This is a genomic window from Jiangella anatolica, from assembly GCF_003236295.1.
Classification (GTDB): Bacteria; Actinomycetota; Actinomycetes; order Jiangellales; family Jiangellaceae; genus Jiangella; species Jiangella anatolica.
Window position 1 is genome coordinate 1 of the sequence record NZ_POTW01000095.1, and the last position, 19,978, is coordinate 19,978.

The window sequence follows — 19,978 nt, forward strand, 5'->3', positions numbered from 1 at the left end:
GGCTTGGAGAATGGGCAGCGGGGGCGGCCAACGGTGGCAGCCCCTCAAGGCCAACGGCAGACCCCCGGCGAACGAGGCGGCCAGCATGGACGAGCCCGGGTACGACTACGACATTCTCGTCATCGGCTCCGGCCCGGGCGGGCAGAAGGCGGCCATCGGGGCGGCGAAGCTGGGCAAACGGGCGTGCGTCGTCGATCGACGGAACATGATCGGCGGCGTGTGCGTCAACACGGGCACGATCCCGTCGAAGACGCTGCGCGAGGCCGTCCTCTACCTCACCGGCCTGTCCATGCGCGAGCTGTACGGCCAGTCGTACCGGGTGAAGCACGAGATCACCGTGCAGGACCTGCTGGCCCGGACGCAGCACGTCATCGGCCGCGAGGTCGAGGTGGTGCGGGCGCAGCTGTTCCGCAACCACGTCGACCTCGTGGTCGGCTCCGCCCGCTTCGTCGACCCGCACACCGTCGCCGTCGAGGGACCGGGGGAGCGGCGCCAGATCACCGCCGCGAACATCGTCGTCGCGACCGGTACCTCGCCGGCCCGGCCGGCCCACGTCGAGTTCGACGAGGGCCGGGTGGTCGACTCCGACGGCATCCTCACGCTGGAGCGGATCCCCGACTCGATGGTCGTCGTCGGTGCCGGCGTCATCGGCATCGAGTACGCGTCGATGTTCGCCGCGCCCGGCACCCGCGTCACCGTCGTGGAGAAGCGGGCGCACATGCTGGAGTTCTGCGACCCCGAGGTGGTCGAGTCGCTGAAGTTCCACCTGCGCGACCTCTCGGTGACGTTCCGCTTCGGCGAGGAGGTCGAGAAGGTCGAGATCGGCGCGCACGGCACGGTCACGACACTGGCCAGCGGCAAGCGGATCCCGGCCGAGACCGTCATGTACTCCGCCGGCCGGCAGGGCATGACGGCGGGCCTTGACCTGGAGAACGCCGGCCTCGAGGCCGACAAGCGCGGCCGCATCACCGTCGACGCGCAGTACCGGACGACGGTGCCGCACATCTTCGCCGTCGGCGACGTCATCGGGTTCCCGGCGCTGGCCGCGACCAGCATGGACCAGGGCCGCCTGGCGTCGCTGCACGCGTTCGGCGAGCCGGCCAACGAGCTGCGCGAGATCCAGCCGATCGGCATCTACACGATCCCGGAGATCTCCTACTGCGGCCGCACCGAGGTCGAGCTGACCGAGGACGCCGTCCCGTACGAGGTCGGCATCTCCCGCTATCGCGAACTGGCCCGCGGGCAGATCGTCGGCGACTCCTACGGCATGCTGAAACTGCTGGTCAGCCCGGCGACGCGGCATATCCTCGGTGTGCACGTGTTCGGCACCGGGGCTGCCGACCTGGTGCACATCGGGCAGGCGGTGATGGGCTGCGGCGGCACCGTCGACTACCTCGTCGACACCGTGTTCAACTACCCGACGCTGTCCGAGGCCTACAAGGTGGCCGCGCTCGACGTCACGAACAAGCTGCGCGCATTGGAACGATTTGATCTGTAGGCTTCCGCTGAGAATAACCAGTGAGTGGCTGGGTACGGTTACGGCCATGAGACACGCAGCCAGGACCAGACACCTGTTCCGCGACGTCGGCGGGCTGCGACTGCACTACCGCGAGGCGGGCGTTCCGTCCTCGACGGCGGTGCTGCTCCTGCACGGCTTCCCCGCCTCGTCGCACTCGTTCCGCGCGGTGCTCCCGGTGCTCGGCGAGCGCTTCTACGTCGTCGCGCCGGACATGCCCGGGTTCGGGTTCTCCGACGCGCCGCCGCCGGACGAGTACGAGTACACCTACGAGCAGCTGTCCGAGGCGATCGAGGCGCTGGTCGACGACCTGGGCGTGCGGCGCTTCGTGCTCTACGTGACCGACTACAGCACGCCGGTCGGCTACCTGATCGCGCTGCGGCACCCGGACCGGATCCTGGGGCTGGTCGTGCAGAACGGCAACACGCACGAGGCGGGCCTGGGCACCATCTGGGACACCGCGCGGCAGTACTGGGCCGAGCCGACGGCGGAGAACCGGGCGAAGCTGCCGGACTGGCTCACCTTCGAGGGCACCCGCGACCAGTACCTCAGCGGGCTGTCGCCGCGACTGCAGGCCCTGCAGCCGCGCGAGACGTGGCACCTGGACTGGGAGCGGCTGACGCGGCCGGGCAACGTCGAGGCGCACTTCCAGCTCTTCGTCGACTACCAGCACCACGTGGCCCGGTTCCCCGAGATCGCGGCCTACCACCGCGAGCACCAGCCGCCGTGCCTGGTGCTGTGGGGCCGGCACGACGTCTACTTCGACATCGCCGAGGTGCTGGCCTACCACGAGGAGATGGAGACCTTCGAGGCGCACCTCTACGACGGCGGGCACCTCTTCGTCGAGACGCACGCCGCGGAGGTCGCGGACCAGCTGGTCGCCTTCGCCGGGAACGTGCTCGACGACGCCGGCCGCTAGACCCGGCCGTCCAGGCCGGGGAACGCCGACGGCGCTCCGCCCCAGGTCAGCGCCTGGACCGACGAGGCCACGACGGCGCGCACGGCCAGCTCGCGCAGTTCCGGGGTGGCGGCCGCGCCGACGAGGTCCGCGTACAGCGCGCCGAGCCGCTGCTCCAGCAGGACGGCCAGCGCCTGCGCGGACGCCGGGTCGGTGACGGGGGACGGCAGCGCGTAGCCCGGTTCGGCCGCTCCAGGTTCCGCGCCGGCGGCGACGATCAGCGCGGTGAGCGCGTCGCGGCGGGACCGGTGCGCCGTCAGTGCGCCGAGCGCCTCCTCGGCCCGGTCCGGCAGGTGCGCACCGGCGACGCCATAGCCGTAGACGCACGCGTGCTCGCCGGCCAGGGCCGCCTGCGCGGCGTCCAGCCCAGGGCCGGCCGAGGGGGAGGGCGCCGGCGTGGGCGCCGGTGTCGTCGTCACGCCAGCACCACCCCGTGACCGGCCTCGGAGCCGGCGATCGTCGCGAGGACGGCGGCCAGCCGCGGCCCGGCGGCGGCCAGCGAGGCGGCGACACACGTGTCGGCGGCGGCCCGTTCAGCGGCGGCGACGGCGGCCAGCGCGCCGGCCGCGTCCCCGGCCACCTCCGGCGCCGCCACGACCGCGTCCGGTGAGAAGCCGTACGGCAGCGGCCCGTCCGCCACCAGCGCGGCCAGGTGCTCGTCGTGATGCGCCGTCAGCGGCTGCAGCGTCGCCGCGAGGTCCGGATGTGCCGCCGCCACCGCGGCGTGCAGCGCCAGCAGCGTCTGCTCCGAGCGCACCGCCCGCCAGCGCAGCTTCACGTCCGCGTCGAGCGCCGAACGCGGCCCGGGCGCGGCCTTCGGGCGGGGGTCCGCGGCGCACGCGGCCAGCGCCGCGCCGAGCACGGGAGCCCCGGCCACCAGCGCGAGCAGCCGCCGCCGGCCCTCGTCCACCCTCTGCGTCACGGACCACACCGTAACCGGTGCGAACGTGCCCGTGGATGACTGGTCCGAGCTGTAGTCTTGGCTACTCTTGGCCGCAGGACGTCAAGAACGCGGCCAGTCCATGAGACAACTCGAGATCGAGGAAGGGGCAACCGATGACATCGGCCACTCATGACCTTCTGCAGCAGGTCATCGAGCCCGTCGTGGTGTCGGAGGGGCTCGACCTCGAAGAGCTGGAGCTGTCCCAGGCCGGCCGGCGCAGCCGGCTGCGCATCATCGTCGACGCCGACGGCGGGGTCGACCTCGACCGCTGCGCCGAGGTGTCCCGGCACATCTCCAAGGTGCTCGACGAGTCCGACGTCATGGGCGACCGCGCCTACACCCTCGAGGTCAGCTCGCCCGGCGTGTCCCGGCCGCTGACGTTGCCGCGGCACTGGTCGCGCGCGACCGGCCGGCTGGTCCGCGCCATCCTGCACGAGGGCGGCGAGGTGACCGGGCGGGTCGTGTCCGCCGGTGACGACACCGTCGTGCTCGACGTCGACGGCGCCGGCCGCGAGCTGGCCTACGGCGACGTCCGCAAGGCCAAGGTGCAGGTCGAGTTCCGCAAGACCGCCGACACCGATCTCGACGACTTCGAGGAAGAGGACTGAGAGCGTGGACATCGACCTTTCGCTCCTGAGAGCACTGGAGCGGGAGAAGGACATCTCCTTCGACCTGGTCGTCGAGGCGACGGAGCGTGCCCTGCTGCTCGCCTACCAGCGCTCCGAGACGCACCAGCCGCGCGCCCGCGTCGAGCTGGACCGCCGGACCGGGCACGTCACGGTCTGGGCGCAGGAGCTCGACGACGACGGCGCCGTCGTGCGCGAGTGGGACGACACACCCGACGGCTTCGGCCGGATCGCCGCGACCACCGCGAAGCAGGAGATCCTGCAGCGGCTGCGCGACGCCGAAGACGAGAACACCTTCGGCGACTTCCTCGACCGCGAGGGCGAGATCGTCTCCGGCACCATCCAGCAGGGCCGCGACCCGCGCACCGTCATGGTCAGCCTCGGCAAGGTCGAGGCGGTGCTGCCGCCGGCCGAGCAGGTGCCGGGGGAGCGCTACGAGCACGGCAGCCGCATCCGCTGCTACGTCGTGCAGGTCCGCAAGGGCCAGCACGGCCCGATCATCACCGTCTCGCGCACCCACCCGAACCTGGTGAAGAAGCTGTTCGTGCTGGAGGTGCCCGAGATCGCCGACGGCACCGTGCAGATCGCCGGCATCGCCCGCGAGGCCGGCCACCGCACCAAGATCGCCGTCTACTCGACGGTGCCGGGCGTGAACGCCAAGGGCGCCTGCATCGGGCCGATGGGCTCGCGGGTACGCGCGGTGATGACCGAACTGCACGGCGAGAAGATCGACATCGTCGACTGGTCGGAGGACCCGGCGGAGCTGGTCGCGAACGCGCTGTCGCCGGCAAGAGTGCAGCGGGTCGACATCGTCGACGCCGACGCCCGGTCCGCGCGCGTGACCGTGCCCGACTTCCAGCTCTCGCTGGCCATCGGCCGTGAAGGGCAGAACGCCCGGCTGGCCGCGCGGCTGACCGGATGGCGCATCGACATCCGGCCCGACACCGAGCCCGAACCCGCCGATTCCGGCGCCGACACTCCCGCGTGACCGTTCAGGCCCGATAGACGCTAAACTGTTCGAGTGAATGACCGCGCGCCCGGCCGGTCACCTGTGCGCACCTGCGTAGGTTGCCGGTCCCGCGTGGTGAAGTCCGAACTGCTCCGCGTCGTCGCGGGCGGTGCCGGCGCCGAACGGGCGCTGGTTCCCGACCACGACGGCCGGCTCCCGGGCCGCGGTGCGTACCTGCACCCGAACCTGGGTTGCCTCGACCAAGCCGAGCGTCGTCGGGCGTTCTCGCGCGCATTACGCGCCGAGGGGCCGCTCGACGATCTAGAGCTGCGTCGATGGCTCGCCGGGCACGAGGATCGACCCGGACGGCCGCACCGGCCGGACGGAGAGGAAGAAGGAGACACGACGTGACGCTCACGAGCGCTCGATGAGCACGCAGCGATGAGCACGCGCACCACCTAGCCGGTCCGAGCCGACACGCCCGGGCCGAGAAGGAGAGCAGTGGCAAAGGTCCGGGTACACGAGCTCGCGAAAGAGCTCGGTGTGACGAGCAAGGACGTCCTCGGCAAGCTGGGCGACCTCGGGGAGTACGTCAAGTCGGCATCGTCGACTGTCGAGGCCCCCGTCGTCCGTAAGCTTCGCGACGCGTTCGCCAACCAATCGACGGGCAAGGGAACCAAGCGGTCTCCCGGCAGCCCTGGCCCGACGGCCAGGCCGGCGGCCCCTTCCCCCAGCCCCAGCGGCCCGCCCAGTGCGGCCGCACCGGCGCCGGCACCCGCCGCGCCGACGGCTCGGCCTGCCCCGCGCCCGGCCTCGCCGGCGCCCGCGGAGCAGCCGGCCGAGCCGGCGACCCGTCCGGCGACCCGTCCGGCGCCCGGCCCGCGGCCGGGTCCGGCGCCCAGCCCGGGCCCGCGTCCGGGTGCGCCCGGCGCCGGCCAGAGCGGCCCGAGCCAGGGCGGCCCGAGCCAGGGCGGTCAGGGGCAGCGCCCCGGCTCCGGCCAGGGCCAGCGACCCGACGGCGGCCAGCGTCCAGCCGGCGACCGGCCCCGCCAGGGCGGCGGCGACCGGCCGCGTCAGGGCGGGCCGAAGCCCGGCCCCGCCGCGCCGCGTCCGGCCGGTCCGCGTCCGGGCAACAACCCGTTCGGCGGCGAGAGCACCGGCATGGGCCGGCCTCGTCCCGGCGGCGGCCCGCGTCCGGGCAACAACCCGTTCTCGTCCGGTGGCTCCACCGGCATGCAGCGTCCGCGCCGTGACGGCGACGGGCGTGGCGCCGCCGGTCCGGGCGGCCCGCGGCCCAGTAGCCCGGCGCCGCGTCCGGGCGGCTCCGCCGGTCCCGGCGGCCCGCGGCCGAACCCCGGCATGATGCCCCCTCGTCCGTCCCAGCGGCCCAGCGGCCCTGGCGGCGAGCGCGGTGGCCGTCCCGGCGGTGACCGTGGCGGTCGTCCCGGTGGCGGCGGTGGCCGTCCCGGCGGCCCCGGTGGCGGCGGTGGCGGCGGTCGTCCCGGCGGCTTCGGCGGCGGTGGCGGCGGCGGTCGTCCGGGTGGTCCCGGCGGCGGTGGCGGCGGCTTCGGCGGCGGCCCCGGTGGCGGTGGCCGTCCCGGTGGCGGCGGCGGTCGCGGCCGCGGTGGCACGGCCGGCGCGTTCGGCCGTCCCGGTGGCCGGCCGGCGAAGAGCCGCAAGAGCAAGCGGCAGAAGCGCCAGGAGTACGACAACATGCAGGCGCCCACCATCGGTGGTGTGCGGCTGCCCCGCGGCAACGGCGAGGCCGTCCGGCTGCCGCGCGGCGCGTCCCTGGCCGACTTCGCCGAGCGGATCGACGTCGACCCCGCGCAGCTGGTCCAGGTGCTGTTCGGCCTGGGCGAGATGGTCACGGCCACGCAGTCGGTCGACGAGGACACCTTCCGGCTGCTGGGCGAGGAGCTCGGCTACGAGATCCAGATGGTGTCGCCGGAGGACGAGGACCGCGAGCTGCTGGAGTCGTTCGACATCGACTTCGACGCCGAAGAGGGCGACGAGGACGCGCTGGCGGCCCGGCCGCCGGTGGTCACCGTCATGGGCCACGTCGACCACGGTAAGACGAAGCTGCTCGACGCGATCCGCAAGGAGAACATCGTCGAGTCCGAGGCCGGTGGCATCACCCAGCACATCGGCGCCTACCAGGTCTCGGTCGAGCACGACGGCGAGCAGCGGGCGATCACCTTCATCGACACCCCGGGTCACGAGGCGTTCACCGCCATGCGTGCCCGTGGTGCGCAGGTGACCGACATCGTCATCCTCGTGGTGGCGGCCGACGACGGCGTGATGCCGCAGACCATCGAGGCGCTGAACCACGCCCAGGCGGCCGGCGTCCCGATCGTCGTCGCGGTCAACAAGATCGACGTCGAGGGCGCCAACCCGGCGAAGATCCGCCAGCAGCTCACCGAGTACAACCTGGTGGCCGAGGAGTACGGCGGCGACACGATGTTCGTCGACGTCGCGGCGAAGCCGGGGCTGAACATCGACAAGCTGCTCGAGGCCGTCCTGCTGACCGCCGACGCGGCGCTGGACCTGCGGGCCAACCCCGACATGCCGGCGCGCGGCGTCGCGATCGAGGGTCACCTCGACCGCGGCCGTGGCCCGGTGGCCACCGTCCTGGTGCAGCGCGGCACGCTGCGCCCGGGCGACGCCATCGTCACGGGTCAGTCCTACGGCCGGGTCCGCGCCATGCTCGACGAGTACGGCAAGCCGGTCGAGGAGGCCAAGCCGTCGCGGCCGGTCCTGGTGCTCGGCCTGACCGCGGTGCCCGGCGCCGGCGACAAGTTCCTCGTCGCCGACGACGACCGCACCGCGCGCCAGATCGCCGAGAAGCGCGAGGCCATGGAGCGCAACGCCGCCCTGGCCAAGGCCCGGAAGCGGGTCACGCTCGAGAGCTTCATGGCCGAGAGCAAGGTCGAGACGCTGAACCTGATCCTCAAGGGCGACGTGTCCGGCTCGGTCGAGGCGCTCGAGGACGCGCTGCTCAAGATCGACGTGGGCGACGAGGTCAACCTCAACATCATCCACCGCGGCGTCGGCGCCATCACGGCCAACGACGTCAACCTCGCCTCCATCGACCAGGGCATCATCATCGGCTTCAACGTCCGGCCGCAGAGCCGGACGGTCGAGGACCTGGCCGACCGCGAGGGTGTGGAGATCCGGTACTACTCGGTCATCTACGCGGCGATCGAGGAGATCGAGGCGGCCCTCAAGGGCATGCTCAAGCCGGAGTTCGAGGAGGTCCAGCTCGGCACGGCGGAGATCCGCGAGGTGTTCCGGTCGTCCAGGATCGGCAACATCGCCGGTTGCATGGTCACCGACGGCATCATGCGGCGCAACGCGTCGGCGCGGCTGGTCCGCGACGGCGTGGTGGTCGGCGAGGGTCTCACGATCGTGTCGCTGCGGCGCGAGAAGGACGACGTCACCGAAGTGCGCGACGGGTTCGAGTGCGGTATCAGCCTCGGCTCGTTCAACGACATCAAGGTCGGCGACCGGATCGAGACCTACGAGATGAAGGAGAAGCCGCGCGGCTGATCCTCGGCGCCAGCCGAATGATCACGTCAAGGAGGGGTGCTCCCGCTTCGCCAGGCATGCAGTCCTGGCGGAGCGGGAGCTCACCCGCCGTGGCCTCTCAGGAGAACGAGTGTTCGTCGGAACGATCACGTTCGACCTGCTGCTCGGCGATGTCCACTCGCTGAAGCAGAAGCGCGCCGTGGTGCGGCCCGTCGTGGCCGAGCTGCGGCGCCGTTTCGACGTCGCCGCCGCCGAGGTGGGTCACCAGGACCTGCACCGACGTGCGGAGGTGGGCGTCGCCGTCGTCGCCGGTGACTCCCGGCAGTGCATCGACGTGCTCGACGCCGTCGAGCAGCACGTCGCGGACCGCCCGGAGATCGAGCTGCTCTCCACCCGGCGGCGGATCCACAACGATGAGGACGAGGAGTAGTGCCATGGCCGATCCAGCGCGGGCACGCAAGCTGGCCGACCGGATCCGCGAGATCGCGGCCGAGACGCTGGAGCGCAGGGTCAAGGATCCCCGGCTGGGGTTCGTGACGGTCACCGACGCGCGCATCACCGGTGACCTGCGCGACGCGACCGTCTTCTACACCGTCTACGGCTCCGACGAGGAGCGCTCGGCCACGGCGGCGGCGCTGGAGAGCGTCAAGGGCCTGGTGCGCTCGGAGGTGGGCCGGCGCACCGGCGTCCGGTTCACGCCGACGCTGGAGTTCGTCGCCGACGCGATCCCGGAGAACGCCGCGAACATCGACGAGCTGCTGCGCAGCGCCCGCGAGTCCGACGAGCGGGTGGCCCGGGCGGCGGCCGAGGCGGAGTACGCCGGCGACCCCGACCCGTACCGCAAGCCGGCCGAGGACGAGGACGACGAGGACGAGGCGGACGACCCGGCCGATCACTCGACTGGGGACGAGAGCGACGACGACGCTCGTGGCTGACCCCGACGGCCTCGTCGTCGTCGACAAGCCCACCGGCTGGACGTCGCACGACGTCGTCGCCCGGATCCGCAGGCTGGCCGGCACCCGCCGCGTCGGCCACGCCGGCACGCTGGACCCGATGGCCACCGGCGTGCTGGTCGTCGGCGTCGGCAAGGCCACCCGGCTGCTCGGCCACCTGGCGCTGACGGCGAAGGAGTACGACGCCACCATCCGGCTCGGCGCGACCACCGTCACCGACGACGCCGAGGGCGAGGTGACGGCGCGGGCCGACGCGTCCGCCGTCACCGACGACGCCATCGCCGCCGGGGTCGCCGCGCTGACCGGAGCGATCCAGCAGGTGCCGAGCGCCGTCTCCGCCGTGAAGATCGACGGCGTCCGCTCCTACCACCGGGTCCGGTCCGGCGAGAACGTCGAGCTGCCGCCGCGCGACGTCGTCGTCACCCGGTTCGACGTGCTGGCCACCCGCCGCGACGGCGCGCACGTCGACCTCGATGTCTCCGTCGCCTGCTCGTCCGGCACCTACATCCGGGCGCTGGCCCGCGACCTCGGCGCGTCGCTGGGTGTCGGCGGCCATCTGACCGCGCTGCGCCGCACGGCGGTGGGTCCCTATCGCCTGGACCGCGCGCGGACGCTCGACGCGCTGGCGGAGCAGTTCGCCGTGCTGCCGCTGGCCGAGGCGGCCGCCGCGGCGTTCCCGCGGCTGGACGTCGACGCCGAGACCGCCGGCCGCGTCGCGCACGGGATGCCGCTGCCGGCCACCGGGCGCGGACCGGGCCCGGTCGCCGTGTTCGGCCCGGACGGTACGCTGCTGTCCCTCGTCGAGGACCGGGGTTCCCGGGCGAAGCACCTGGCGGTGTTCGTATGAGCGATCGGCAGCAGGTCAACGAGCGGCTCGAGGCCGAGCTCTCGGTGCTGTGGCGGCGGGTGCGCCGGCTGTCCATCGACCTCGCCCGGCAGGTCGACGACGGCCTGGAGCTGGCCGCGTACGGGCTGCTCGGCCTGCTCCTCGACGGTGGCGACGTGCGCGCCGCGGACCTGGTCGAGCGGCTGGGGCTGGACAAGTCGACCGTCAGCCGGCAGATCGCCCAGATGGAGTCGATGGGGCTGATCCAGCGGGTGCCCGACCCGCAGGACGGCCGCGCACGGCTGCTGCACATCACCGACGCCGGCCGCGCCCGCGTCCAGCAGCTGCGCGAGGCACGCGGCCGCTGGTTCGGCGCGGCGCTCGAGGACTGGCCGGTCGCCGACGTCGACACGCTGGCCGTTCTGCTCGAACGCCTGAACACGTCCCTGGCCCAGGAGTAGGCTCGGCGGAATAAAGTTGGTTGCTGCAACCATTTACCCATATAGTTGCAACAGCCAACCAACCGAGGCGGTGACGCGCGCGATGAGCGGCGATGTCTGGAGCGAGCTGGTCGACCAGGGACGGCTCCTGGTCCGGCTGGGGAAGCTCCTCACCCACCGCCACGTCGAGATCTACGAGGGCGTGGGTCCGACCCTGGGCGGCATGCTCGCCGCGCTGAGCAAGGGCGGACCGATGCGGCTGACGGCACTGGCCGACCAGTTGCAGGTGGACCCGTCCGTCGCCAGCCGGCAGGCGGCCGAGCTGGTGGAGCGGGGGCTGGTGGAGCGCCGTCCGGACCCGGACGACGCGCGCGCCGGCATCCTCGACCTCACCGCCGACGGCCACGCCGTGCTCCTGCGGGCCCGCGACCGCAGCGGCGAGATCGTCGCCGCCGCTCTCGCCGACTGGGACGAGGCGCAGGCCCGGCAGCTGGTCGAGCTGCTCACCAAGCTGAACGGAGATCTCCGCGAGGAACTGTGCGGAGGAAGGGAACGCGTCCGATGACGACTGTGGATGCCGCGCCGGCGCCGATGAGCCACCGGCAGGTGCTGGAGGCGATGTCCGGGCTGCTGCTCGCCATGTTCGTGGCGATGCTGTCCGGGACGATCGTCGCCAACGCGCTGCCGCGCATCATCGGCGATCTCGGCGGCAACCAGGACCAGTACACGTGGGTCGTGACGGCGACCCTCCTCGCGGCCACGGCCACCACCCCGATCTGGGGCAAGCTGGCCGACCGCATGAACAAGAAGCTGCTCGTCCAGCTCTCCATCACCGTCTTCGTGCTCGGCTCCGTCCTCGCCGGGTTCTCGCAGAGCACCGAGCAGCTGATCGGCTTCCGAGTGCTGCAGGGCCTGGGCCTCGGCGGCCTGCAGGCGCTGGTGCAGATCGTGATGGCCTCGATCGTCAGCCCGCGCGAACGCGGGCGGTACATGGGCTACTTCGGCGCCGTGATGGCGGTGGCGACGGTCGGCGGCCCGCTGCTCGGCGGGTTCCTCGTCGACTCCAGCCTCGGCTGGCGCTGGTGCTTCTGGGTCGGCGTCCCGTTCGGCGTCGCCGCGCTCGTGCTGCTGCAGCGGACGCTCAAGCTGCCGGTGCTGACTTCGGACACGAAGATCGACTGGCTGGGCGCGCTGCTCATCCCCGGCGGCATCAGCGTGCTGCTGATCTGGGTGACGCTGGCCGGCAAGGACTTCGCCTGGGCGTCCTGGCAGAGCGCGGCGCTCGTCGCCGGCGGCGTGCTGCTGATCGCGCTGGCCGTCCTCGTCGAGCGGCGGGTCCAGGACCCCGTCGTGCCGCCGCGGCTGCTGCGGCAGCGGACGATGGTGCTGGCCATCATCGCCAGCGTCGCGATCGGCATCGCGATGTTCGGCTCGGCGGTCTTCTTCGGCCAGTACTTCCAGATCTCCCGCGGCTACTCGCCGACGGCGGCCGGCCTGCTGACGCTGCCGATGATCGTCGGCCTGCTGCTCGCGTCGACGATCACCGGTCAGCTGGTCACCAGGTTCGGGCGGTGGAAGCGGTTCCTCGTGCTGGGCGCCGGCGCGATCGTCGTCGGGCTCGGGCTGCTCGGGACCATCGACCACACGACGTCGCTGGTGCGGATCGGCGTCTACATGGCCATCCTCGGCGTCGGCGTCGGGTCGAGCATGCAGAACCTGGTGCTGGCCGCGCAGAACGGCCTCGACTACCGCGACCTCGGCGCCGGGACGTCGACGGTGACGTTCTTCCGCTCGCTCGGCGGCGCGGCCGGCGTCTCCGTCCTCGGCGCGATCCTGGCCACGCACGTCACGGACCTCATCTCCGAGGGGCTGGCCGGCATCCCGGGCGCGGGCGACGCGACGCAGAACGGCGGCTCCACCTCGCTGGACCTCAGCGGGCTGCCGGCGCCGGTGCGCACGATCGTCGAGCACGCGTACGGCGACGGGACCGCGCTGGTGTTCCTGATCGCCGGCGCGATCGCGCTGGTGGCGTTCGTCGCCGTGCTGTTCATGCGGGAGACCTCGCTGCGCACGACGGTGGGCGACGCCGAGGCGGCGGAGCTGGAGGGGATCGCCGCGCGGGCATAATGGCCTTGTCGATCGACAGGCCTCGAACCCGGGAGAACGCGCGTGCACCGCTGGACCGATCTGGACCAGGTCCCTCCCGGGTTCGGCCCGTCGGTCGTCACCATCGGCAACTTCGACGGCGTCCACCTCGGCCACCGGCAGGTGCTCACCCGCATGGTGGCCGACGCCACGGCGGCCGGCGCCCGGGCCGTCGCCGTCACGTTCGACCCGCATCCGCGGGTCCTGCACCGTCCCGAGGACGCGCCGGCGCTGATCACCGGCGTGCGCGACAAGCTGGAGCTGCTCGCGTCGACCGGCCTGGACGCGGTGCTCGTCCAGCCCTACACCTGGGAGTTCGCCCGGCAGTCGCCGGAGGAGTTCGTCCGCCGCTTCCTCGTCGACGGCCTGCGCGCCGTCACCGTCGTCGTCGGCCACGACGTCCGGTTCGGCTGGCAGAACGCGGGGGACCTGTCGACGATGCTGGCGCTGGGCTCGGAGTACGGGTTCACCGTCGAGGTGATCGACGACGTCAGCACCCCCGACGGCGCCCGCCGCTGGTCGTCGACCTGGGTGCGCGAGCTGCTGACCGCCGGCGACGTCGCCGGCGCCACCGAGATCCTGGGCCGGCCGCACCGGCTGCGCGGCGTCGTCGTCGAGGGCGACAAGCGCGGCCGCGAGCTCGGCTTCCCGACGGCGAACCTGGCCGCCGACGCCGACGGCATGGTGCCCGCCGACGGCGTCTACGCGGGCTGGCTGGCGCGCACGTCGGACCGGGAGCGGCTGCCGGCGGCGATCTCGATCGGCACCAACCCGACGTTCGCCGGCGAGTCGCGGCGGGTGGAGGCCTACGTGCTCGGCCGCACCGACCTCGACCTCTACGGCGACGAGATCCTGCTCGAGTTCGTCGAGCGGCTGCGCCCCACCCTGAAGTTCGACTCCATCGACGACCTCGTCGCCACCATGCACGACGACGTCGCCAAGGCCCGCGTCGTCCTCGGTGTCTAGGTGACGTCGGCGGGGACCCGGCTCGGGCCGGGGAAGTCCGCGCGCACCGCGTCCATCAGCAGCCCGTCGCACGGCTCGCCGCGCCACCAGCCGGCGTCCCGCAGCCGTCCGGCGGTGCGGAACCCGGCCCACTCGTAGGCCCGGATCGCCGGCACGTTCGGCTCCAGGATCGTCAGCCACACCATCCGCAGCGCCGCCGCGTGGAAGGCCCAGTCCAGGGTCAGCACCGCCGCCTCGGTGCCGAGCCCCTGCCCGCGCGCCGCCGGCGCCAGCAGCATGGTGAACTCCGCCGTCCGCGCCGCCTGGTCGATCCGCAGGACCGACAGGCCGACCGGCGCGGAGTCGGACAGCCGGACCAGCTCGAACCGGCCCCGTCCGGCCCGTGCCGGCGACTCGCACGCCGGGCGCAGCCGGGCGCCGTGTCCGTGGATGGTCGCCGGGTCGTTCTCCCAGCGCTGGTACGAACGCTGGCCCTCGGCCCGTGGCAGGCCGAGGGCCAGCCGCTCGCCGCTGAGCAGGACATGCGGATCGTTCATGGACGTCTCCAGGCACTCGGGCGGTCGTGGGGTCATGACGTCAGTCCGGCCGGGACCCAGGCCGGCGGCCGGTCGTGCGCGACCTGACGCAGCCAGGTCTCGGTGGCGATCACCCGGGCCAGCCGGCTCCAACTCACGTCCAGGCCGAGCGCGGCGCGGGTGAGCTGACGGCGCAGCCAGTCCGGCCGGACCAGCCGGCGCCGCACCAGCTCGCCGTCGGCCAGCTCCAGGAGGTCGCCGAGGTCGTCGTGCACGCCGCGGTGACGGTCGGCGGCGGAGGCGAGGGGCGGCCCGACGACGTCTGGCAGGGCCCGGCGGTGCGCCGGCACGGCCAGCATCGCGTCGAGCAGGCGGGCGTCGAGGTACGGGTGCTCCAGCGCGACGCCGAACGCGTCGGCCAGCTGCGCCTCGGCCCGCGCCGTCCGGGCCGCGCGGCGGACCCCGTCGAGCAGGAAGCGGTTCGCGCCGCCGCGGTCCCGGGCGGGCGCCTCCCGGACGAGGGCGGCGACCCGCTCGCGTGCCTCAGGCGTGAGCGCGGCGGCGGGGGAGCGGCCGGCCCGGACCAGCTGGGCGAACCGCGCGGGCGACGCGACGAGCGTGTCGGCGCCGTCCGCGGAGAGGCGGCAGCCGGCGCCGGCCGCACGCAGGGCGGCGAGCTCGGCCGCCACGCGGCCCCAGGCGAGGGCGGACGGCGCCGGCTCGTCGGTGGGCGGGAGCTCGACGAGCGTGCCCGGCTCACCGGGCGTGCCCGGCTCACCGGGCGCGGCCGGCGAGCCGTCGAGGCGGCACGCGACGCCGTCGGCCAGGATGTCGCGGATCCGGCCGGCGGCGGACCGGTTCCGCGACGTGCGCGGCGGGCGCCAGGCCGGCTCGGTCGTCGGCGTCCGGCCGGCCAGGATGCGCAGCCGGTGCCCGGGCGGGACCAGCCCGACGCCGGTCCATGCCGACCGGCCCGGCAGCGTGGCCCGCGGCAGGGCGAGGCTCGCGGCCACCCAGGACTCGTCGACGTCCGCGTGGGTCAGGCCGGCGAGGGCGCGGGAGCTGGACGCCCAGACGACGGCGTTGCTGACGGTCCGGGTGAGGTAGACCGGACGGGCGCAGGCCGGGTCCGTCAGCACCGTCACCGAGCCGTCCACCGACGTGAACACCAGCGTGTAGGCGCCGGACCAGGCGACCGCGGCCCGGTCGGGCAGGTCGTCGGGCAGCCGCTGCAGGTCCCACGTGCTCGCCGAGCAGGGGCCGAGCACGAGCAGCGTCCCCGTGGGGCGGCGCAGGACGCGCACGTGCCCGGCCGGCCAGTCGCCGACGATCCACGTCGCGGGGTAGGTCGTCAGCAGGCGCGAACCCGCCGGGCTGCGAGCCGTCCCCAGCAGCCCGGTGGCGCCGCCGAACCAGCGCGTGTTCACCGTCGGCCTCCTCCCATCGGCTGGCAATCGACGATCCCTGGTCGGCGCGGTGAGGGGAAGGTGTCGAGTCGGTGACGCGCGCTCGTCACCCTGGTGCGTCACCGGCCGTCATGTGAGACTTGACCGCATGGCAGGGGACTCCGCGCCCGCGTGGGCCCAGCGCATCCGGCGCGAACGGCACCTGCGCGGCTGGTCCCAGGCCGACGCGGTGCGGGCGCTGCTGGCGCACGGCGACGCGTCGCTGCCGGGCCGCGAGCACGTCCTGCGCCGGTGGAAGTCGTGGGAGGCCGGCGACGCCCTGCCCAGCGGCCGGTACCAGGCGCTGATCGCGAAGACCTTCGGCACCACCCGCTACGCGATCTTCCCGGGCCCGTCGCGGCCGGCCGAGATCGCCGGCACCGGCATGGACACGCTGGAGATCGTCACCCGACTGCAGCGCTCCGACGTCGACGCCGCCACCCTGGAGGCGCTGCGGATCACCGTCGACCGGCTGTGCTGCGAGTACTCCTACCTACCGGCCGACCAGCTGCTGTCCGAGGGCCGCGAGTGGCTCACCCGCGTCGCCGACCTGCGGCAGCGCCGGCTCACGCTGGCACAGCACCAGGAGGTGCTGGCGCTGGCCGGGTGGCTCGCGCTGCTGGTCGGCTGCGTCGAGTACGACCTGGGCCAGGCGCGCGTCGCCGAGGCCACCCGGCGGGCCGCGCTGGGCCTGGGCGCCGAGGCGGGCAGTGCGGAGATCCAGGGCTGGGCGCACGAGATGCGCGCCTGGTTCGCGCTGACCTCCGGCGACTACCGCGGCGTGATCGAGGCCGCGCGGGCCGGGCGCGCCGTCGCGGGCGAGTTCGGCGTCGCCGCCCAGCTGGCCGCGCAGGAGGCCAAGGCGTGGGCCCGGATGGGGGACCGGCGCCAGGTCGAGGTCGCACTGGACCGCGGCCGCGATGCGCTGGACGCGCAGCCGTACCCGGACAACGTCGCGCACCACTTCGTCGTCGACCCGGCCAAGTTCGACTTCTACGCGATGGACGTCTACCGCATCGTCGGGGTCGACTCGGTCGCGCGCAGCCTGGCCCAGGAGATCGTCGCCTCCGGCGCCGCGCACCGCGCGCCGATGCGGGTCGCGGAGGCGCGGATCACCCTCGGCGTCGTCGCCGCGCGCTCGGGCGAGCTGGAGCAGGCGGTCGACGAGGGGTCGAGGGCGATCTCGGCCGGCCACCGGCGCTCGCTGCCCTCGCTGCACCTGGCCGCGGACGAGCTGGCCGCGGAGCTGCGCGCGCGGTTCCCGGAGGAGGGCCCGGCGGGCGACTATCTGGAGCGGGTGCGCGACCTCGGCGCCGCGGGGTCGATTGGGTCTTGACAGGGGCGCGCTGGTATCCTTGGCGCCGCCGTCAGAACGGCCGCGGTTAGAGAGTGCACCGGTGGACATGCCCGGATGCGCCGCGCAACGAGTCAGAGATGGAGTCCCGTGCCGACCGACACGAAGACCAAGCAGACGATCATGGCCGAGCACGCCCGCGTCGAGGGCGACACGGGCTCGCCCGAGGTGCAGGTCGCGCTGCTCACGCACCGCATCAACCACCTCACCGAGCACCTGAAGGTGCACAAGCACGACCACCACAGCCGCCGCGGGCTGCTGCTGCTGGTCGGCCAGCGCCGCCGGCTGCTCAAGTACCTGCAGCGAGTCGACATCACGCGCTACCGTGCGCTGATCGAGAAGCTCGGCCTGCGCCGATGAGCTGACGCCGAGGGAGCGGACCCCCGCATGGGAATCCGCTCCCTCGGCATTTCAGCCGCCGGCACCAACTGAATATCGCCCGACCGATCCGGGCGGCCGCCTTGAACGCAGCAGGCCGGTCCTCGGTTGTGGCCCTCGGGAACGGCTGACCCGCGGGCTTCCATCGAAGACCGGCGCGTAAGAGATCTCATTCGAGCGGCCTCCCGCCACGCTCCAGGAGGACGACCCATGACGGGTCCCCAGATTCACACCGCCGAAGCCGTCATCGACAACGGCAAGTACGGCACCCACACCGTTCGCTTCGAGACCGGTCAGCTCGCCCAGCAGGCGGCCGGCTCCGCCGTCGTCTACCTCGACGACGAGACCATGCTGCTCTCGGCGACCACCGTCTCGAAGAACCCGAAGGAACACCTCGACTTCTTCCCGCTGACGGTCGACGTCGAGGAGCGGATGTACGCCGCGGGCCGCATCCCCGGCTCGTTCTTCCGCCGCGAGGGCCGCCCCAGCGAGGAGGCCATCCTCACCTGCCGGCTCACCGACCGGCCGCTGCGCCCGTCGTTCGCGAAGGGCCTGCGCAACGAGGTCCAGGTCGTCATGACGGTCATGTCGCTGCACCCGGACCACCTCTACGACGTCGTCGCGATCAACGCCGCGTCCGCGTCCACCCAGCTCGCCGGGCTGCCGTTCGCCGGCCCCGTCGGCGCCGTCCGGGTCGCGCTGATCGAGGACCAGTGGGTCGGCTTCCCGAACCACTCGCAGCTGTCCGAGGCGGTCTTCGACATGGTCGTGGCCGGCCGGGTGCTGCCCGACGGCGACGTCGCGATCATGATGGTCGAGGCCGAGTCCACCGCCGACACCTGGAACCTCGTCCAGTCCGGCCGCACCGCGCCGACGGAGGAGGTCGTGGCCGCCGGCCTGGAGGCCTCGAAGCCGTTCATCACCGCGCTGGCCACCGCGCAGCAGCAGCTCGCGGACGCCGCGGCGAAGGAGACGGCGGAGTTCCCCGTCTTCCTCGACTACACCGACGAGATCTACGCCGCCGTCGAGGCCGCGGCCCGCGACGAGCTGGCCAAGGCGCTCACCATCGCCGCCAAGCAGGAGCGCGAGCAGCGTCTCGACGAGCTCAAGGCCGAGGTCAAGGACCGGCTGGCCGAGCAGTTCGAGGGCGCCGAGAAGGACATCAGCGCCGCGTTCCGGTCGCTGACCAAGTCCGTCGTCCGCGAGCGCGTGCTGCGCGACCAGGTCCGCATCGACGGCCGTGGCCTCACCGACATCCGGACGCTGTCCGCCGAGGTCGGCCCGATCCCGCGGGCGCACGGCTCGGCGCTGTTCGAGCGCGGCGAGACGCAGATCCTCGGCGTCTCCACGCTGAACATGCTCAGCATGGAGCAGAAGCTCGACACGCTCTCGCCCGAGACGTCCAAGCGCTACATGCACAACTACAACTTCCCGCCGTACTCCACCGGCGAGACCGGCCGCGTCGGCTCGCCGAAGCGGCGCGAGATCGGCCACGGCGCGCTCGCCGAGCGGGCGCTGCTGCCGGTCCTCCCGGCCCGCGAGGAGTTCCCCTACGCCATCCGGCAGGTCTCCGAGGCGCTGGGCTCGAATGGCTCGACGTCCATGGGCTCGGTCTGCGCGTCCACGATGTCGCTGCTCAACGCCGGTGTGCCGCTGCGCGCGCCGGTCGCCGGCATCGCCATGGGCCTCATCTCCGGCGAGGTCGACGGCGAGCAGCGCTACGTCACGCTCACCGACATCCTCGGCGCCGAGGACGCCTACGGCGACATGGACTTCAAGGTCGCCGGCACCCGCGAGTTCGTCACCGCCCTGCAGCTGGACACCAAGCTCGACGGCATCCCCGCGTCGGTGCTGGCCGCCGCGCTGCAGCAGGCCCGCGACGCCCGGCTCACGATCCTCGACGTCATGTCCGAGGCCATCGCGGTGCCGGACGAGATGAGCCCCTACGCGCCGCGGATCATCTCCATCAAGATCCCGGTCGACCAGATCGGCGCGGTCATCGGCCCCAAGGGCAAGGTGATCAACCAGATCCAGGACGACACCGGCGCCGAGATCGCCATCGAGGACGACGGCACCATCTTCATCGGCGCCACCGACGGCCCGTCCGCCGAGGCCGCGCGCACGCAGATCAACGCCATCGCCAACCCGACGATGCCCGAGGTGGGCGAGCGCTACCTCGGCACCGTCGTCAAGACGACGAGCTTCGGCGCGTTCGTCTCGCTGCTGCCGGGCAAGGACGGCCTGGTGCACATCTCCAAGCTGCGGACCCTCGCGGGCGGCAAGCGGGTCGAGAACGTCGACGACGTCGTCTCGGTGGGGCAGAAGATCCAGGTCGAGATCACCGAGATCGACGACCGCGGCAAGCTGGCCCTGACGCCGATCGTCGAGGACGAGGCTCCCGCCGCGGCCGGCGAGGCGAGCGAGTCCTGACGGTCG

20 protein-coding genes are annotated in these 19,978 nt (G+C 73.1%); 16 read left to right on the forward strand and 4 right to left on the reverse strand.

What is annotated here, in order from left to right:
* Positions 1-85: 85 nt before the first annotated feature.
* Together sthA and C1I92_RS27020 are read left to right on the forward strand one after the other, a co-directional pair.
* Positions 86-1,498 carry a Si-specific NAD(P)(+) transhydrogenase gene (gene sthA / locus C1I92_RS27015; protein ID WP_111257734.1) on the forward strand — a complete coding sequence of 471 codons (1,413 nt, stop codon included), beginning with the start codon at positions 86-88 and terminating at the stop codon, positions 1,496-1,498.
* Between the two features lie 46 nt (positions 1,499-1,544).
* Complete coding sequence (locus C1I92_RS27020; RefSeq protein WP_111257735.1) at positions 1,545-2,435, forward strand: alpha/beta fold hydrolase; 891 nt, start codon at positions 1,545-1,547, stop codon at positions 2,433-2,435.
* On the opposite strand, the gene C1I92_RS27025 is transcribed toward C1I92_RS27020, so the two are convergent.
* Together C1I92_RS27025 and C1I92_RS27030 are read right to left on the reverse strand one after the other, a co-directional pair.
* Complete coding sequence (locus C1I92_RS27025) at positions 2,432-2,893, reverse strand: ferritin-like domain-containing protein (RefSeq protein ID WP_199521639.1); 462 nt, start codon at positions 2,891-2,893, stop codon at positions 2,432-2,434. The two genes, C1I92_RS27020 and C1I92_RS27025, sit on opposite strands and share 4 nt — an antisense overlap.
* Positions 2,890-3,396, reverse strand: coding sequence for a hypothetical protein (locus C1I92_RS27030; RefSeq protein WP_146605306.1), 507 nt, complete (start codon positions 3,394-3,396; stop codon positions 2,890-2,892). Before C1I92_RS27030 ends, C1I92_RS27025 begins: the two co-directional genes overlap by 4 nt.
* A gap of 134 nt (positions 3,397-3,530) precedes the next feature.
* Here C1I92_RS27030 and rimP point away from each other — a divergent pair, with 134 nt between their 5' ends.
* From rimP to C1I92_RS27085, 11 genes are all read left to right on the forward strand, one after another.
* Positions 3,531-4,025, forward strand: coding sequence for a ribosome maturation factor RimP (rimP, locus tag C1I92_RS27035; protein ID WP_111257737.1), 495 nt, complete (start codon positions 3,531-3,533; stop codon positions 4,023-4,025).
* A 4-nt stretch (positions 4,026-4,029) separates the two neighbouring features.
* Positions 4,030-5,031 carry a transcription termination factor NusA gene (gene nusA, locus C1I92_RS27040; RefSeq protein WP_111257738.1) on the forward strand — a complete coding sequence of 334 codons (1,002 nt, stop codon included), beginning with the start codon at positions 4,030-4,032 and terminating at the stop codon, positions 5,029-5,031.
* A 63-nt stretch (positions 5,032-5,094) separates the two neighbouring features.
* Positions 5,095-5,403, forward strand: coding sequence for a YlxR family protein (locus C1I92_RS27045; protein ID WP_111257739.1), 309 nt, complete (start codon positions 5,095-5,097; stop codon positions 5,401-5,403).
* Between the two features lie 90 nt (positions 5,404-5,493).
* The gene (infB, locus tag C1I92_RS35365) at positions 5,494-8,541 is read left to right on the forward strand and encodes a translation initiation factor IF-2 (protein WP_111257740.1); all 3,048 of its coding nucleotides are present in this window, start codon (positions 5,494-5,496) and stop codon (positions 8,539-8,541) included.
* 109 nt (positions 8,542-8,650) lie between these two features.
* The gene (locus C1I92_RS27055; RefSeq protein ID WP_111257741.1) at positions 8,651-8,950 is read left to right on the forward strand and encodes a DUF503 domain-containing protein; all 300 of its coding nucleotides are present in this window, start codon (positions 8,651-8,653) and stop codon (positions 8,948-8,950) included.
* A gap of 4 nt (positions 8,951-8,954) precedes the next feature.
* Positions 8,955-9,455, forward strand: a complete 501-nt coding sequence (rbfA, locus tag C1I92_RS27060; protein ID WP_111257742.1) for a 30S ribosome-binding factor RbfA — start codon at positions 8,955-8,957, stop codon at positions 9,453-9,455.
* The gene (gene truB, locus C1I92_RS27065) at positions 9,448-10,320 is read left to right on the forward strand and encodes a tRNA pseudouridine(55) synthase TruB (protein ID WP_111257743.1); all 873 of its coding nucleotides are present in this window, start codon (positions 9,448-9,450) and stop codon (positions 10,318-10,320) included. The genes rbfA and truB overlap by 8 nt, the downstream gene beginning before the upstream one ends.
* Positions 10,317-10,760, forward strand: coding sequence for a MarR family winged helix-turn-helix transcriptional regulator (locus C1I92_RS27070; RefSeq protein WP_111257744.1), 444 nt, complete (start codon positions 10,317-10,319; stop codon positions 10,758-10,760). Before truB ends, C1I92_RS27070 begins: the two co-directional genes overlap by 4 nt.
* An 82-nt stretch (positions 10,761-10,842) precedes the next feature.
* Positions 10,843-11,304 carry a MarR family winged helix-turn-helix transcriptional regulator gene (locus tag C1I92_RS27075; protein WP_111257745.1) on the forward strand — a complete coding sequence of 154 codons (462 nt, stop codon included), beginning with the start codon at positions 10,843-10,845 and terminating at the stop codon, positions 11,302-11,304.
* Positions 11,301-12,866, forward strand: coding sequence for a DHA2 family efflux MFS transporter permease subunit (locus tag C1I92_RS27080; protein WP_158564291.1), 1,566 nt, complete (start codon positions 11,301-11,303; stop codon positions 12,864-12,866). Before C1I92_RS27075 ends, C1I92_RS27080 begins: the two co-directional genes overlap by 4 nt.
* A gap of 42 nt (positions 12,867-12,908) precedes the next feature.
* A complete protein-coding gene (locus C1I92_RS27085; protein WP_111257747.1) occupies positions 12,909-13,850 on the forward strand; it encodes a bifunctional riboflavin kinase/FAD synthetase in 942 nt (313 codons plus the stop codon).
* Here C1I92_RS27085 and C1I92_RS27090 read toward each other — a convergent pair.
* Together C1I92_RS27090 and C1I92_RS27095 are read right to left on the reverse strand one after the other, a co-directional pair.
* Positions 13,847-14,386 (reverse strand): GNAT family N-acetyltransferase, encoded by a 540-nt coding sequence (locus C1I92_RS27090; protein ID WP_111257748.1) that lies wholly within the window; start codon positions 14,384-14,386, stop codon positions 13,847-13,849. The genes C1I92_RS27085 and C1I92_RS27090 overlap by 4 nt on opposite strands.
* Positions 14,387-14,418: 32 nt before the next feature.
* A complete protein-coding gene (locus tag C1I92_RS27095; RefSeq protein ID WP_111257749.1) occupies positions 14,419-15,792 on the reverse strand; it encodes a macrolactam cyclase family protein in 1,374 nt (457 codons plus the stop codon).
* A gap of 127 nt (positions 15,793-15,919) precedes the next feature.
* On the opposite strand from C1I92_RS27095, the gene C1I92_RS27100 reads away from it, so the two are divergent.
* From C1I92_RS27100 to C1I92_RS27110, 3 genes are all read left to right on the forward strand, one after another.
* Positions 15,920-17,146, forward strand: coding sequence for an NsdA family TPR-like regulatory protein (locus C1I92_RS27100; protein WP_199521641.1), 1,227 nt, complete (start codon positions 15,920-15,922; stop codon positions 17,144-17,146).
* A gap of 75 nt (positions 17,147-17,221) precedes the next feature.
* Positions 17,222-17,524 carry a 30S ribosomal protein S15 gene (gene rpsO, locus C1I92_RS27105; protein WP_199521642.1) on the forward strand — a complete coding sequence of 101 codons (303 nt, stop codon included), beginning with the start codon at positions 17,222-17,224 and terminating at the stop codon, positions 17,522-17,524.
* Positions 17,525-17,752: 228 nt separating this feature from the next.
* A complete protein-coding gene (locus C1I92_RS27110) occupies positions 17,753-19,972 on the forward strand; it encodes a polyribonucleotide nucleotidyltransferase (RefSeq protein WP_111257751.1) in 2,220 nt (739 codons plus the stop codon).
* Positions 19,973-19,978 lie beyond the last annotated feature (6 nt).